Genomic DNA, 15,108 nt, shown 5'->3' on the forward strand with positions numbered 1-15,108 from the left:
GCCGCGCCCCCTCGTTCGAGGAGGGCGCGGGGCGGCCGACGAGCGGAACGGACTACTCGACCGTGACCGACTTCGCCAGGTTGCGCGGCTGGTCCACCTCGTGGCCCTTGGCCGTGGCCAGCTCACAGGCGAACACCTGGAGCGGCACCGTGGACACCAGCGGCTGCAACAGCACCGGCGTGGCCGGGATGCGTACCAGGTGGTCGGCGTACGGCACGACCGCCTCGTCGCCCTCCTCGGCGATCACGATGGTGCGCGCGCCCCGGGCCCGGATCTCCTGGATGTTGGACACGATCTTGTCGTGCAGCACCGAGCGCCCGCGCGGCGACGGGACCACCACGACCACCGGCAGGCCCTCCTCGATCAGCGCGATCGGGCCGTGCTTGAGCTCGCCCGCGGCGAAGCCCTCGGCGTGCATGTACGCCAGTTCCTTGAGCTTGAGCGCGCCTTCGAGGGCCACGGGGTAGCCCACGTGCCGGCCCAGGAACAACACCGAGCCCGCGTCCTTGAGCGATCGCGCCAGCTCGCGCACCGGCTCCATGGTGTCCAGGACCTTGTCCACCATCTCGGGCATCGCCGCGAGCTGCTCGATCACCTCGGTGATCTCGTCGCCCCACTTGGTGCCGCGCACCTGGCCCAGGTACAGCGCGACCAGGTAACACGCGACCAGCTGGGTCAAGAACGCCTTCGTCGAGGCCACCGCGACCTCGGGGCCGGCGTGCGTGTACAGCACGGCGTCCGCCTCGCGCGGCATCGTCGAGCCGTTGGTGTTGCAGATCACCAGCACCTTGGCGCCCTGCTCGCGGGCGTGCCGCTGGGCCATCAGGGTGTCCATCGTCTCGCCGGACTGCGAGATGGTCACCACCAGCGTCTGCCGGTCCAGGATCGGGTCGCGGTAGCGGAACTCGCTGGCCAGCTCGACCTCGCAGGGCACCCGGGTCCAGTGCTCGATCGCGTACTTGGCGATCAGGCCCGCGTGGAACGAGGTGCCGCAGGCGATGATCACCACCTTGTCGATCTCGCGCAGCACCTCGTCGGCGATCCGCACCTCGTCGAGCACCAGGCGCCCGTCGGTGCCGATCCGGCCGAGCAGGGTGTCGCCGACCGCCTTGGGCTGCTCGGCGATCTCCTTGAGCATGAAGTAGTCGTAGCCGTCCTTCTCCGCGGCCGACACGTCCCAGTCGACGTGGTACTCGCGAAACGCGGCCGGCGCGCCGTGGAAGTCGGTCACCGTGACGCCGTCCCGGCGCAGCTCCACGACCTGGTCCTGGCCCAGCTCGATCGCCTCGCGCGTGTGCTCGATGAACGCGGCCACATCCGAGGCGAGGAAGTTCTCGCCGACGCCGCGACCGACCACCAGCGGGGAGTTGCGGCGTGCGCCGACCACCACGTCGGGGGCGTCGGCATGCGTGGCGACCAGGGTGAACGCACCCTCCAGGCGACGGCAGACCCGGCGCATCGCCTCGGCCAGGTCCTGCCCCGCGCCCGGGAACTCCTCGGCCAGCAGGTGCGCGACGACCTCGGTGTCCGTCTCGGAGGCCAGCTTGTGCCCGCGCTCGGCCAACTCGGCCCGCAGCGCCGCGAAGTTCTCGATGATCCCGTTGTGCACGACCGCGACCCGACCCGCGTTGTCCAGGTGCGGATGCGCGTTCACGTCGTTGGGCGCGCCGTGTGTGGCCCACCGCGTATGACCGATGCCGCACGTCCCCACCGGAAGCGGCGACTGCGTCAGCGCGTCCACGAGGTTGGCCAGTTTCCCGGCCCGCTTCTCGCTCACCAGCGCACCGTCGACGAGCACGGCCACCCCGGCCGAGTCGTAGCCGCGATACTCCAGCCGCCTGAGCCCGCCGATGACCACATCCAGCGCCGATTGAGCGCCCACATATCCCACAATCCCGCACATGGGGGCCAGCCTACGGGGTCCGCATCGAGCCGGCGGAAACACGTTCGACGGCCCGGCGACGGGCGGCCCGCGCCCACTGGCGACAATGAGCGGGTGCATTCCTTCGCGGCTCAGGGACCGGCTCGCGACCTGTCCCCCTTCGTCGAACTCGACCGCGCCGCCTGGACCCGACTTCGGGCCGGGACGCCGCTGCCGCTGACCGCGGACGAACTCGAGCGCCTGCGCGGCCTGGGCGACGTGGTGGACCTGGACGAGGTCTCCGACGTCTACCTGCCGCTGTCGCGCCTGCTCAACCTCTACGTCGGCGCCACCCGGGGCCTGGGTCGCGCGCTGACCACGTTCCTGGGCAACGGCGAGAACCCGGGGATACCGTTCGTGATCGGCGTCGCCGGCAGCGTCGCCGTCGGCAAGAGCACCACCGCGCGCATCCTGCGCGAACTGCTCGCCCGCTGGCCCGACCACCCGCACGTGGAACTGCTGACCACCGACGGCTTCCTGTACCCCAACGAGGAGCTGGAGCGCCGCGGCATCATGCACCGCAAGGGGTTCCCCGAGTCCTACGACCGGCGGGCCCTGGTGCGCTTCGTGGCCGACGTCAAGGCGGGCAAGCCCGAGGTCACCGCGCCGGTCTACTCGCACCTGACCTACGACATCGTGCCGAACGAGCGGTTGACCATCCACCGGCCCGACATCCTGATCGTCGAGGGCCTCAACGTGCTGCAACCGGCGTCGCCGACCGCCGACGGGCGCCCCCGGCTCGCGCTGTCCGACTTCTTCGACTTCAGCGTGTACGTGGACGCGCGCACCCAGGACATCCGCCGCTGGTACCTGGAGCGCTTCCTCAAGCTGCGCCAGACCGCGTTCCGCGACCCGGCCTCGTACTTCCGCAAGTACGCGGTGATGACGCCCGACGACGCGCTGCGCTACGCGGAGAACACATGGACGACGATCAACGAGGTCAACCTCGTGCAGAACATCCGCCCCACCCGCGGGCGCGCCACGCTGGTGCTGCAAAAGGATGCGGAGCACGCGGTGAGCCGGCTGCGGCTGCGCAAGTTGTGAACCCGGATACCTTCACGGGATGTTTCATCTTCGTCTGATCGTCCCCGTGGAGCGCAGCGCCGCCGTGCGCGACCTGCTGCTCGCCGAACCCGGAGCCACTCACCTGGTGATCTGGCCGGGCGCCGCGGTGCAGCCCGCGGGCGACGTGATCTCCTGCGACCTCGCCCGTGAGGCCACCAGTTCGGTGCTCGCCGAACTGCGCGCGCTGGACCTGCACCGCGACGGCTCGATCGCGCTCGAGGACCTGGACGTGATGTTGTCGCGCTCCGCCGACGAGGCGGAGCGGGACGCGCCGGGCGAGAGCGCCGACTCCGTAGTCTGGGAGGAGATCGAGGAGGCGACCTCCGAGGAGTCCACCCTCTCGGTGACGTTCCTGGCCTTTTTGACGGTGGCCACCATGATCGCGGCGTGCGGCGTGCTGCTGGACAACGCGATCCTGATCGTCGGCGCGATGGTGGTCGGCCCCGAGTTCGGCCCGCTGGCCGGACTGTGCGTGGCCGCGGTGCAACGCCGGCCCCGGCTCGCCGCCCGTTCCGGGCTCGCCCTGCTGGTCGGCTTCCCGGTCGCCATGTTGGCCACCATGGCCTTCACCGGGCTCCTGGGCGCGCTCGACCTGTTCGAGCGGGACATGCTGGAACGCCCGCGCCCGCTCACCGAGTTCATCTATCAACCGGACTGGTTGTCGTTCTGGGTCGCGCTGTTGGCCGGTGTCGCGGGCATGCTCTCGTTGACCAGCGCCAAGTCCGGCGCGCTGATCGGTGTGCTGATCTCGGTCACCACCGTGCCCGCCGCCGCGAACGCCTCGGTCGCGATCTGGTACACCGACTACGCGCAGGCGGGCGGCTCGCTGGTCCAACTCGGCCTGAACCTGGTCGCCATCGTCATCGCCGGCACCATGACCCTGCTCGTCCAGCGCGGCCTGTGGAACCTCCACACCGCGCGCACCGGGCGGCGGCCCCCGGCCGTCGCGCCGGGAGCCGCCGAATCGTCGTGAACTCGCGCGAGTTCGACCGCCCTACTCCAGCGCGAGCAACGTGCGTACCACCTCGGCCAGATGCGCGGCCTCGTCGTGCGCCTGGTCGTGGGTCTCGGCCTCGACCATCACCCGGACCAGCGGCTCGGTGCCCGACGGACGCAGCAGCACCCGGCCGGTGACGCCCAGCCGCTCCTCCACCAGCGCGACGGCGCGGGCGAGTTCGGGGGTGGTGTGCACCCGGGTGCGGTCCACGCCGGCGACGTTGACCAACTGCTGCGGCAGGCGGGTCATCACCGACGCCAACTCGTGCAGCGGCTTGCCGGTCTCCGCGACGCGCGCGAGCAGGCGCAGCGCGGTCAGCGTGCCGTCGCCGGTGGTCGCGTGCTCCAACAGCACCACGTGGCCCGACTGTTCGCCGCCCAGCGAGAGCCCAGAGGCCTGCATGGCCTCCAGTACGTAGCGGTCGCCGACCGCGGTTTCCACCATCTTGATGCCCGCGGCCTGCATGGCCAGCCTGAGCCCGAGGTTGGACATGACAGTGGCCACCAACGTGTTGTCCACGAGATGCCCGCCGTCACGCATGGCCAGCGCGAGCACCGCCAGGATCGCGTCGCCGTCGACCAACTCGCCGCGCGCGTCCACCGCCAGGCACCGGTCGGCGTCGCCGTCGTGCGCGATGCCCGCGTCGGCGCCGTGCTCGACCACGGCCGCCGCGAGCGCGTCCATGTGCGTGGAGCCGCAATTGTCGTTGATGTTCAGACCGTCGGGCTCGGCGTGGATCGCGATCACCTCGGCGCCGGCCCGGCGCAGCGCGTCCGGCGCGACCGCCGAGGAGGCGCCGTTGGCGCAGTCCACGACCACCTTGAGCCCGTCCAGGCGGTGCGGCAGGGACGACAGCAGGTGCTCGACATAGCGCTCGTGACCCTCGGGGTGGTCCTGCACCCGGCCGACCGCGGAGCCGGTCGGCCGCTCCCACTCGGTGCCGAGCAGCGCCTCGATCCGGTCCTCCACCTCGTCGGGCAGCTTGTGCCCGCCGCGCGCGAAGAACTTGATCCCGTTGTCCGGCATCGCGTTGTGGCTCGCGGAGAGCATCACGCCCAGGTCCGCGCCGAGCAGCCCGGTCAGGTAGGCGATCGCCGGCGTCGGCAACACGCCGGCACGGTAGACGTCCACACCCGCGCCCGCGAGCCCGGCGACCACGGCGGCCTCCAGGAACTCCCCGGACGCCCGCGGGTCACGACCGACCACGGCGAACGGCCTGCGGCCGTGCCCTGATTGCGGAATCCCGTCCCGGCCGCGTGATCCGAGCACCCGCGCGGCGGCGACCGCCAGGTCGAGCGCCAGTTCCGCGGTCAGCCGGCCATTCGCCAGGCCACGCACGCCGTCCGTACCGAAGAGTCGTCCCACAGTTGGATCTCCCGCATACATTCCGGATGTCTCGGACACTACCTCTCGGCGCCGCTCCTCCAGGAGAGGCGCCGGAAAAAAGCATCAGGCCCCGGGGGCACGAACCGTGCCCCCGGGGCCTGAATGACGCTGCGAACAGCCGCAGAGGGTGCTGCGGGCTGTTTAGCGCTTGCTGTACTGAGGCGCCTTGCGCGCCTTCTTCAGACCGTACTTCTTGCGCTCCGTGGCACGCGGGTCACGGGTCAGGAAGCCGGCCTTCTTGAGCGCCGGGCGGTTCGCCTCGACGTCGGCCTCGTTCAGCGAACGGGCCACACCCAGACGCAGCGCGCCGGCCTGGCCGGAGACGCCGCCACCGTGGATGCGGGCGTGCACGTCGTAGCGGTCGTCCAGCTCGAGCACCTTGAAGGGCTCGTTGACCAGCTGCTGGTGCACCTTGTTCGGGAAGTATTCCTCGAGCGAACGCCCGTTGATCTTCCACTTGCCGGTGCCGGGCACGATGCGAACGCGCGCGACGGCCTCCTTGCGGCGGCCGGTGGCCGCGCCCGCCTGCGGCTCGCTGAAGCGCGACGCGAGCGACTCGGAGGTGTAGCTCTCGAGCGGAAGACCCTCGGTCTCCTCGATCGGGGTTTCTGCAATGGTCTCGGCCACTGTTCTCCTCAAACTATTCGTTCGTCAGGCGGTGGCCGTGACTACTGCGCGACCTGGGTGATCTCGAACGGAACCGGCTGCTGCGCCGAGTGCGGGTGCTCGGAACCGCGGTACACCTTGAGCTTCGACAACATCTGCCGACCCAGGGTGTTCTTCGGGAGCATGCCCTTGATGGCCTTTTCCACGGCCTTCTCGGGGTTCTTCTCCAGCAGCTCGTCGTAGCGGACGGCGCGGAGGCCACCCGGGTAGCCGGAGTGGCGGTACGCCATCTTCTGGCTGCGCTTGTTGCCCGACAGGTGAACCTTGTCGGCGTTCACAATGATGACGAAATCGCCGGTGTCGACGTGCGGCGCGTACACCGGCTTGTGCTTACCCCGGAGCAGGGCAGCAGCCTGGGTGGACAGACGGCCGAGCACGACATCGGTCGCGTCGATGACGTGCCACTGACGCTGGACGTCGCCGGGCTTGGGGCTGTACGTGCGCACGGTCGATAGCCTTCGCTTCTTCGTGAGTGTGTGCTGACGGATGCCGACTGGCTGTCCGGGAGATGATTCCGAACCATGCGGACTCCGGTGGCCGGCGGCCCGGCGTACCGACTCCACTCAAGCAAGCCAATACGCACAACGAACCGGCACAATACCGGGTCAAGGGGGTGCCGGTCAAAACGAGCAATGGGGCGATGATTTGCTCATGCCCCTCTCCAGCGTAAGCCATCACCGGGGGTGCTCCGACCGTGCCACGCCGACGCTCACCACATCGATGGGTGGGTACGATGCGCCGAACGGCCGGGGCGTCGGCACATGGGGAGCCGGGGCGGGTCATTTCCTTGCAGGGGGCGGATGTGTCGGGGGTCGGAACACCCGGGGACGACGGGCAACGCCCATGGAGCGTACGCCCGGGCGGGCCCGGTACGCCGGGGCAGCCGCAACACGCGTGGGACCCGTTTCCCTCGCATGCGCACGGATCCCAGGGGCAACCGCCGCAACAGCAGCCCCAACAGCCCTTCGCGCAACCCCCGTCGCAGGCCCAACAGCCCGCGGGGCAACAGCAGTTCGGCGGCGCGGGCGGGTCGAGCGGCCCGGACTGGAGCCGGTTGGCGGAGGAGCGGGACTCGGCCGCCCGGCGCCGCAGGCTGCTGTTCGCCGTGGGCGGCACCGTGCTCGGACTGGCCCTGGTCGGCGGTGTGGTCGCCGCCGCGATGACGCTTTCCGGCGGTGACGACGACAAGAAGGCCGGCCCCGGCGCCTCCGGCGGCCCGTCCGCCGCGACGTTCGCCCCGGAGAAGCCGACGTTCCGCCCGGCGCCGACCGTACCCCCGCCGCCGCCCGCCCGCGCGGTGCTCGCCGACCCCGCCCTGGACACCGCGCCCTTCACCGTCGAATCGTTGTTCCCCAACCAGAAGTTCACCGTCAACGGACGGCAGTACTCGGTGGCCGCGGGCAAGCTGGACAACACGTGCTCCGACGGCACCGACGCCAAGCTCGGCACGGCGGCCCGCGACCAGCAGTGCACGCAGCTGATCCGACTGGCCGTGATCGGCCCGAACGGGGTGCTCTCCACCGCGGCGGTGGCCTCGTTCCCGTCCGAGGACAAGGCGAACGCGGTCAAGAACGGCAAGGACGGCGGTGAACTGCTGCCGCTGGCCGGTCCCGGGGTCAAGGTGTTGGACGCCAAGAAGCAAAAGCACGGCAAGTTGCGCAACTCGGTGGGCCGCTACGGCCTGTTCACCCTCGACTGGTACGCCGACGGCAAGGACCCGGTCGGCGACGACAAGACCATGGCGCAGGCCCAGGACGACGTGGACAAGTTCCTGTGGAACTCGTTGACCGCGCGCGGCGAGGCGATCTCCAAGCAGATCGACGACGAGAACCGGCGCAAGGCGCTGGAGCAGATCCAGGGCTGAGCGACATCGGGGGCGGCGCCGGGCCGCCCCCGCGCTCAGCTGCCGTCGCGGCGCCGCCGGGTGGCGCTCACCCGGTCCGCGAGCAGTTCGTCGGCCGGATACGCCACCTCCTCCAGGGTGAGCCCGTGCGCGGGCGCGACATGCACGCCCGAGTCGCGCACCGCGCGCCCCAGTACCTCCAGCGGCCAGGTCGGCGGCTTGCGCCCGGTACCCACCGCGAACATCGCGCCGACCAGCGAGCGCACCATGTTGTGGCAGAACGCGTCGGCCCGCACGGTCGCCACGATCACCGGGCGATACGCCGGACCCACGTCCGCCCCGGTCGGCGTCTCGCGGGCCCAGGAGAAGTCCTGGAGGCAGCGCACCGTCGTGGCCCCCTCGCGCCGGCGGCAGAACGACGCGAAGTCGTGCTCGCCGATCAGCCGCCCGGCCGCCTCGTTCATCCGGTCCTCGTCCAGCGGCCGGTCGTGCCACACCACGTCGCCCCGGCGCAGCGGGTCCACCCCGCCCGGCGCGTCGCACACCCGGTACGCGTAGCGCCGCCAGATCGCGCCGAACCGCGCGTCGAACCCGGCCGGCGCCACGGTGATGTCGCGCACCCGCAGATCCCGCGGCAGCCGCCCGGTGACCCGGCGCAGCGCCACCTCGCCCAGCTCGACCCACACCTCGTCGGGCACGTCCAGGTGCGCCACCTGGCCCCGTGCGTGCACCCCCGCGTCGGTCCGCCCGGCCACGGTCAGCTGCGCGGGCTCCGCCAGCCGCAGCACCGTGGTCAGCGCGCTCTCCAACGTCCCCTGCACGGTGCGCAGTTCGCGCTGACGGGCCCACCCGGCGAACTCGGTGCCGTCGTACGACAGATCGATGCGCAAGCGCACCACGTCATCCACCTCCGGACATGGCGCGAGCCCGCCCTCCGTACGGATACGGAGAACGGGCTCGCACGGTGATTCGGAACGCCTGGAGCGTCCGACCCGGCCTCAGGCCTTGTCGGCGTCCTTGCTCTCCTCGGCCTCGGCGGCCTCGGCGGCGGGCGCCTCCTCGGTCTCGACGGCCTTCGCCGTCTCGACCTTGGCGCTCTCCTGCTCCTTGACCGAGCGCTTGGTCGCGGCCTCGGCCTCGCCGACCGCGGTCTGCGCCACGGTCAGCGCCTCGACCAGCTCGATGACCGCCATGGGCGCGTTGTCGCCCTTGCGGGTGCCGATCTTGGTGATGCGGGTGTAGCCGCCGGGACGGTTCGCGTAGCGCGGACCGATCTCCTCGAACAGCGTGTGCACGACGCCCTTGTCACGAACGACGGTGAGCACCTGGCGACGGTTGTGCAGGTCGCCCTTCTTCGCCTTGGTGATCAGTCGCTCGGCGACGGGACGCAGCCGGCGCGCCTTGGCCTCGGTCGTGGTGATGCGACCGTGCTCGAACAGCGCCGTCGCGAGACCGGCCAGGATCAGCCGCTCGTGGGACGGGCCGCCGCCGAGGCGCGGACCCTTGGTGGGCCTGGGCATGTTCTCTCCTTGATATTCCTGCGCCGGCCGTATCAGGTACCGGCGTCAGTCCACCCGGGCCGGTCGGCCCGGGTGGCGGCAACTCCCGAGGGAATTGCTCAGTACTGCTCGGTCTCCGCACTGTGCCTGTCGGGGGGACAACCCCCCGGAACCCCCCGCAGTCGCGGTGGGCGCGGCAATCAGTACTGCTCGGTCTCCGCACTGTGCCTGTCGGGGGGACGACCCCCCGGAACCCCCCGCAGTCGCGGTGGGCGCGGCAATCAGTACTGCTCGGTCTCCGCGAAGCCGTGGTCGTCCTCGTCGCCGAAGCTGTCCGCGGCGGCGGTCGGGTCGAACCCGGGCGGGCTGTCCTTGAGGGCCAGACCCATCCCGTTGAGCTTCGCCTTGACCTCGTCGATGGACTTCGCACCGAAGTTGCGGATGTCCAGCAGGTCGGCCTCGCTGCGCGCGACCAGTTCACCCACGGTGTGGATGCCCTCGCGCTTGAGGCAGTTGTAGGAGCGGACCGTGAGCTCGAGCTCCTCGATCGGCAGCGCCAGGTCGGCCGCGAGCGCGGCGTCGGTCGGCGACGGGCCCATGTCGATGCCCTCGGCGTCGATGTTCAGCTCGCGCGCGAGACCGAACAGCTCGACCAGGGTCTTGCCCGCGGAGGCCATCGCGTCACGCGGACGCATGGACTGCTTGGTCTCGACGTCGACGATCAGCTTGTCGAAGTCGGTGCGCTGCTCGACACGGGTCGCCTCGACCTTGTAGGTGACCTTGAGCACCGGCGAGTAGATCGAGTCGACCGGCACGCGGCCGATCTCCTGGCCCGCCTGCTTGTTCTGCACCGCGGAGACGTAGCCGCGACCGCGCTCGACGGTCAGCTCCATCTCCAGCTTGCCCTTGGCGTTCAGCGTGGCCAGGACCAGGTCGGGGTTGTGCACCTCGACACCGGCCGGCGGCGCGATGTCGCCGGCGGTGACCACACCCGGGCCCTGCTTGCGCAGGTACATCACGACCGGCTCGTCGTGCTCCGAGGAGACGACCAGCTGCTTGATGTTCAGGATGAGGTCGGTGACGTCCTCCTTGACGCCCGGCACGGTGGTGAACTCGTGCAGGACACCGTCGATCCGGATGCTGGTGACGGCAGCGCCCGGGATCGAGGAGAGGAGGGTACGACGGAGCGAGTTGCCGAGCGTGTAGCCGAAGCCGGGCTCGAGGGGCTCGATGACGAACCGCGAGCGGTATTCGTCGACGACGTCCTCGGTGAGGGTCGGCCGCTGGGCGATAAGCATGGGGTGCCTCCATGTCATTGGCGTCCGCTATATGACGCCAGTGAGAACAAGGATACGGGCGGACCGGAGTGTGCCCGGTCCGCCCGTTCCGAAGAGCCGCTACTTGGAGTAGAGCTCGACGATCAACTGCTCCTGCACCTGCGTGTCGATGACCTGACGCGCCGGGAGGGAGTGCACGAGGATACGCATCTTGCCCGGGATGACCTCGAGCCAGGCCGGGACGGTGCGCTCGCCGGCCTCGGCGCGGGCGACCACGAACGGGGTCAGCTCGACCGAGTCCTTGCGGACCTCGATGATGTCGTTGTCGGAGACCCGGAACGACGGGATGTCCGTCTTGACGCCGTTGACCACGATGTGACCGTGGCGCACGAGCTGACGGGCGTGGTCACGCGACTTGGCGAAGCCCGCGCGGTAGACCACGTTGTCCAGGCGCGACTCGAGGATGCGAAGCAGGTTCTCGCCGGTCTTGCCCTGGCGACGGTTCGCTTCCTCGTAGTAGCCCTTGAACTGCTTCTCGAGAACGCCGTAGATGCGCGCGCACTTCTGCTTCTCGCGCATCTGCAGCAGGTACTCGCTGTCCTTGGTACGGCCACGACCGTGCTCGCCCGGCGGGTAGGGGCGAATCTCGATCGGGCACTTCGGGCCCTCGCACTTGCTGCCCTTGAGGAACAGCTTCATCTTCTCGCGACGGCAGCGCTTGCAGTCCGCGCCGGTGTAACGCGCCATTGTTCTTTAACTCCTAGTCAGCTGCTGGTCAGACGCGGCGGCGCTTGGGGGGGCGGCAGCCGTTGTGCGGCACGGGGGTGACGTCCTGAATGGAGCCCACCTCCAGGCCGGTGGCCTGCAGCGAACGAATGGCGGTCTCCCGACCGGAGCCCGGGCCCTTGACGAAAACGTCGACCTTGCGCATGCCGTGCTCCTGCGCACGACGCGCGGCGGACTCGGCGGCCATCTGCGCGGCGAAGGGGGTCGACTTGCGCGAGCCCTTGAAGCCGACGTGGCCCGCGGAGGCCCACGAGATCACGTTGCCGCTGGGGTCCGTGATCGAAACGATGGTGTTGTTGAACGTGCTCTTGATGTGGGCGTGCCCGTGAGCGACGTTCTTCTTTTCCTTGCGGCGCACCTTCTTGGCGCCCGCGCGGCTCTTGGGAGGCATCTGCTGAAAACTCCTGAGGTCGTCGGTCCGCTACGAATTGAGGACCGCGTGATCCGTCGTACGCGGACTACTTCTTGCCCGGCTTCTTCTTGCCGGCGATCGCGCGGCGCGGGCCCTTGCGGGTACGCGCGTTGGTGTGGGTGCGCTGACCGCGGACGGGAAGACCGCGACGGTGACGCAGACCTTCGTAGCAACCGATCTCGACCTTGCGGCGGATGTCGGCGGCGACTTCGCGGCGGAGGTCACCCTCGACGCGGTAGTTGCCCTCGATCCAGTCGCGAAGCTTGATCAGGTCGTCCTCGGCGAGATCGCGGACGCGGGTGTCGGGGTTGACACCGGTGTTCTTCAGCGTGTCCAGCGCACGAGTGCGCCCGACGCCGAAGATGTAGGTCAGAGCGACCTCGACCCGCTTGTCACGGGGGAGGTCGACGCCGACGAGGCGTGCCATATGTGTGGCTCCTGGTTTCAGTCGGAGGTCTGGCCCAGCACCGGTCCGGCGGATCCACGGGGGATGCGCTCGGTCCTCGGCCTCCGGCCGAGGGTGGCGTCCCGCACGGGGCGGGGGTCGGGTGCTGCGGCTCTTACGGGGTGCGTCGCGCGTCGATCGCTCGTTGTGCGAAGGGGGGTGGTGCCGCTCAGCCCTGGCGCTGCTTGTGGCGCAGGTTCTCGCAGATCACCATGACCCGGCCGTGACGGCGGATCACCTTGCACTTGTCGCAGATCTTCTTGACGCTCGGCTTGACCTTCATGATTTCTCCGGTACGTGTGACGAAGGCGTGCGGGCACGCCGCCGTCGCCGAGTCGGTTGTCGGTTTGCTGCCAGGCCCCACACACCACGCACGGCGTGGGCGGGACCGGGGCTCGCCTACTTGTAGCGGTAGACGATCCGGCCGCGGGTCAGGTCGTAAGGGCTCAGCTCCACGACGACCCGGTCGTCCGGAAGAATCCGGATGTAGTGCATCCGCATCTTCCCACTGATGTGCGCGAGGACCTTGTGCCCGTTCTGAAGCTCGACGCGAAACATGGCGTTCGGGAGCGACTCGATGACGGTGCCCTCGATTTCGATGGCCCCTTGCTTCTTGGGCATGTCCTCCGCGCTTCGTGTCTCGGGATCAACTACCGTTACCCGGCGCACATGACGAAGCTCAAATTTTTGGCGCCCGTATGACGGGCGCGCCAAACCTGGCTACATGTGAGCCGACGAGTCAGTCTAAGCCACTGGACGGGTGAAAGCGAAACCGGCCCCGGAACCGCGGATTCCGCGCCCGGCGCCCCCGCGGGCACCCACACCGACGCACCGCCCGGGCACGAGCCGCGCGTGGATCAGCGCACGAAGTAGATCAGCGCCCACACCAGCACGCCGAGGGTCATCACGACCAACCACACCTTGTTCAACATCGCGTTGGACACCCGCGACCGATGCTCCTCGGCCGGACCGTAGGCACCCGCGCGAAACGGCGCCTCGACGGGGCGGTCGTATCCCGGCGGCGTCGTGCCCGCCGTCTCGGCCCGATCCTCGCGACCCGGCAGGTTCGCCGCGAGCGCGTCCAGCTCCCCCACCGTGACCGCCCGGCGCACCCCGTCCAGGCTGGCCCGGTAGTCGGACAGCGCCAGGCGCCCCGACGCCAGGTGCTCGCGCAGCTCGGCGGTCACACGTTCGCGGTCCGCCGGCGTCGCGGGGGCGTTCGGATCACGGTCCATACCCCGAGCGTAGTCCCGGTCGGCCCGCCGCCGCCCGGGTCACGGCGCGGCGCGGCCGTGTCGCCACACGATCATCTGGATCGAACCCAGTACCGCGGCCGCCGGCCCGTAGACCCACACCGGCCAGAAGTACACGACGCCCGTGCCCGCGACCGCGACCAGCAGCCAGATCACCACGTTCAGCGCGGTGACCGCGTTCAACACCGTCCAGGCCGCCCGCAGGCCCCGCGCCGCGGTGGCCCAGCCGTCGCCCGGGCGCCGCGCCGAGGCGGCCGACCACCGCACCTCGGCCGGCACCGGCGGCAACGGCGGCGGCGTGAACGGCATCGCGGGCAGCACCGACGTCGCCGGCTCCGTACCCGACACCGGCCGGGCGAGCGCCGCCCGGGTGCGGGCCTCCTCGTAGGCCATCCGCGCGCGGATCACCTCGACGTCCGCCTCCAGATGCTCCGGAGGCGGCAGATCGGAGATCAACCGGGCCAGATCCCCCAGGGTCACCGCCGCGATGGCCGCGCCCATACGCTCGTTGAACTCTGCCAGCGTCAGCCGTCCGACCAGATGGTGCTCGCGCAGAAGCGTCACCGCCGCCTCACGGTCCACGTCGGATGCCCGCATCGTCGGATGCCTCACCATGCCTTCGACACTAGGCAGGCACCGCGGCCCCGTACATGGGGCCAGCCCCACCATCGGCGGGGGTCTGTCCTCAGGGTGCGGTGAGCACCACGGGCCCGTTCGCGGTGATCGCGATCGAGTGCTCCCAGTGCGCCGCGTGGCCGCCGGCGGTGGTCTTGACCGTCCACTCGTCGGGCAGCGTGTAGGTGTCCGGCTTGCCCAGGGTGACCATCGGCTCGATCGCCAGGCACACCCCGACCTCCAGGCGCGGACCCCGGCCGCCCGGGCCGTAGTTGAGCACGTGCGGGTCCTGGTGCATCTCGGTACCGATGCCGTGGCCGCCGTAGTCCTCGACGATCCCGTACTTCGCGCCGCCCGGCAGCCGGTGCGACCGGATCGACTTCTCCACCGCGTGGCTGATGTCGGTCAGCCGACCGCCCGCCACCGCCGCCTCGATGCCCGCCCACATCGACTGCTCGCACACCCGGCTCAGTTCCAGCACCTCGGGCACCACCGTGCCGATCGGCACCGTGATCGCCGAGTCGCCGTGCCAGCCGTCCAGGATCGCGCCGCAGTCGATCGAGACGATGTCCCCGTCCCGCAGCGGCGTCTCGTCCGGGATCCCGTGCACCACCACGTCGTTGACCGACGCGCAGATCGACGCCGGGAAGCCGTGGTAGCCCTTGAACGAGGGGATCGCCCCGGCGCCGCGGATCGAGCGCTCGGCGAGCGTGTCCAGATCGGCGGTGGTCACCCCGGGCACCGCCGCCTCGCGCAGCAGGGCCAGCGTGTTCGCCACCACCGCGCCGGCACGACGCATCTTCTCGATCTGCTCGGGTGTCTTGCGTTCGATCCGCATGTGCCGCTTCCTGAACACCGGCATGGCCGTCCTCACCTGTCATCCACTGAAAGCACGATGGGCGATCCGGGGTTTCCCCGGATCGCCCATGTGTGATGTCTGTCG

At 70.1% G+C, this 15,108-nt stretch carries 18 protein-coding genes; 3 read left to right on the forward strand and 15 right to left on the reverse strand.

The window, feature by feature from the left end:
• Positions 1–52 precede the first annotated feature (52 nt).
• Positions 53–1,903 carry a glutamine--fructose-6-phosphate transaminase (isomerizing) gene (gene glmS / locus ACFRCG_RS15455; RefSeq protein WP_380031771.1) on the reverse strand — a complete coding sequence of 617 codons (1,851 nt, stop codon included), beginning with the start codon at positions 1,901–1,903 and terminating at the stop codon, positions 53–55.
• Positions 1,904–1,996: 93 nt separating this feature from the next.
• On the opposite strand from glmS, the gene coaA reads away from it, so the two are divergent.
• Together coaA and ACFRCG_RS15465 are read left to right on the forward strand one after the other, a co-directional pair.
• The gene (coaA, locus tag ACFRCG_RS15460) at positions 1,997–2,965 is read left to right on the forward strand and encodes a type I pantothenate kinase (protein WP_380031773.1); all 969 of its coding nucleotides are present in this window, start codon (positions 1,997–1,999) and stop codon (positions 2,963–2,965) included.
• A 19-nt stretch (positions 2,966–2,984) separates the two neighbouring features.
• Positions 2,985–3,959, forward strand: coding sequence for a DUF389 domain-containing protein (locus ACFRCG_RS15465; RefSeq protein WP_380031775.1), 975 nt, complete (start codon positions 2,985–2,987; stop codon positions 3,957–3,959).
• Between the two features lie 21 nt (positions 3,960–3,980).
• Here ACFRCG_RS15465 and glmM read toward each other — a convergent pair whose 3' ends face one another.
• The 3 genes from glmM to rplM all read right to left on the reverse strand — a co-directional run bounded on the left by glmM (position 3,981) and on the right by rplM (position 6,481).
• Positions 3,981–5,348 carry a phosphoglucosamine mutase gene (glmM, locus tag ACFRCG_RS15470; protein WP_380031777.1) on the reverse strand — a complete coding sequence of 456 codons (1,368 nt, stop codon included), beginning with the start codon at positions 5,346–5,348 and terminating at the stop codon, positions 3,981–3,983.
• Between the two features lie 162 nt (positions 5,349–5,510).
• The gene (gene rpsI / locus ACFRCG_RS15475; RefSeq protein WP_078975713.1) at positions 5,511–5,996 is read right to left on the reverse strand and encodes a 30S ribosomal protein S9; all 486 of its coding nucleotides are present in this window, start codon (positions 5,994–5,996) and stop codon (positions 5,511–5,513) included.
• 41 nt (positions 5,997–6,037) lie between these two features.
• Positions 6,038–6,481, reverse strand: a complete 444-nt coding sequence (rplM, locus tag ACFRCG_RS15480) for a 50S ribosomal protein L13 (protein ID WP_020549205.1) — start codon at positions 6,479–6,481, stop codon at positions 6,038–6,040.
• Between the two features lie 356 nt (positions 6,482–6,837).
• Here rplM and ACFRCG_RS15485 point away from each other — a divergent pair, with 356 nt between their 5' ends.
• Entirely contained in the window at positions 6,838–7,899 is a 1,062-nt protein-coding gene (locus ACFRCG_RS15485) for a hypothetical protein (protein WP_380031779.1), read from the forward strand.
• 35 nt (positions 7,900–7,934) lie between these two features.
• Here the strand turns inward: ACFRCG_RS15485 and truA are convergent, their stop codons facing one another.
• From truA to map, 11 genes are all read right to left on the reverse strand, one after another.
• The gene (gene truA / locus ACFRCG_RS15490; protein ID WP_380031781.1) at positions 7,935–8,777 is read right to left on the reverse strand and encodes a tRNA pseudouridine(38-40) synthase TruA; all 843 of its coding nucleotides are present in this window, start codon (positions 8,775–8,777) and stop codon (positions 7,935–7,937) included.
• Positions 8,778–8,876: 99 nt separating this feature from the next.
• Entirely contained in the window at positions 8,877–9,398 is a 522-nt protein-coding gene (gene rplQ / locus ACFRCG_RS15495) for a 50S ribosomal protein L17 (RefSeq protein WP_380031782.1), read from the reverse strand.
• A gap of 260 nt (positions 9,399–9,658) precedes the next feature.
• A complete protein-coding gene (locus tag ACFRCG_RS15500) occupies positions 9,659–10,675 on the reverse strand; it encodes a DNA-directed RNA polymerase subunit alpha (RefSeq protein ID WP_020549209.1) in 1,017 nt (338 codons plus the stop codon).
• A 99-nt stretch (positions 10,676–10,774) separates the two neighbouring features.
• Positions 10,775–11,401: a 30S ribosomal protein S4 gene (rpsD, locus tag ACFRCG_RS15505; protein WP_020549210.1), complete on the reverse strand. Its 627-nt coding sequence runs from the start codon at positions 11,399–11,401 to the stop codon at positions 10,775–10,777.
• A gap of 28 nt (positions 11,402–11,429) precedes the next feature.
• A complete protein-coding gene (gene rpsK / locus ACFRCG_RS15510) occupies positions 11,430–11,831 on the reverse strand; it encodes a 30S ribosomal protein S11 (RefSeq protein ID WP_020549211.1) in 402 nt (133 codons plus the stop codon).
• A 67-nt stretch (positions 11,832–11,898) separates the two neighbouring features.
• On the reverse strand, positions 11,899–12,279 hold the full coding sequence (rpsM, locus tag ACFRCG_RS15515) for a 30S ribosomal protein S13 (protein ID WP_078975718.1): 381 nt from the start codon (positions 12,277–12,279) through the stop codon (positions 11,899–11,901).
• A 187-nt stretch (positions 12,280–12,466) separates the two neighbouring features.
• Positions 12,467–12,580, reverse strand: coding sequence for a 50S ribosomal protein L36 (rpmJ, locus tag ACFRCG_RS15520; protein WP_009740505.1), 114 nt, complete (start codon positions 12,578–12,580; stop codon positions 12,467–12,469).
• A 116-nt stretch (positions 12,581–12,696) separates the two neighbouring features.
• A complete protein-coding gene (gene infA, locus ACFRCG_RS15525) occupies positions 12,697–12,918 on the reverse strand; it encodes a translation initiation factor IF-1 (RefSeq protein WP_018382544.1) in 222 nt (73 codons plus the stop codon).
• A 236-nt stretch (positions 12,919–13,154) separates the two neighbouring features.
• On the reverse strand, positions 13,155–13,532 hold the full coding sequence (locus ACFRCG_RS15530) for a DUF1707 domain-containing protein (RefSeq protein ID WP_380031784.1): 378 nt from the start codon (positions 13,530–13,532) through the stop codon (positions 13,155–13,157).
• 39 nt (positions 13,533–13,571) lie between these two features.
• Positions 13,572–14,165, reverse strand: coding sequence for a DUF1707 domain-containing protein (locus tag ACFRCG_RS15535; protein WP_380031786.1), 594 nt, complete (start codon positions 14,163–14,165; stop codon positions 13,572–13,574).
• 70 nt (positions 14,166–14,235) lie between these two features.
• Entirely contained in the window at positions 14,236–15,027 is a 792-nt protein-coding gene (gene map, locus ACFRCG_RS15540) for a type I methionyl aminopeptidase (protein ID WP_380031788.1), read from the reverse strand.
• Positions 15,028–15,108: the final 81 nt, after the last annotated feature.

Source organism: Embleya sp. NPDC056575 (assembly GCF_042793325.1).
Classification (GTDB): Bacteria; Actinomycetota; Actinomycetes; order Streptomycetales; family Streptomycetaceae; genus Embleya.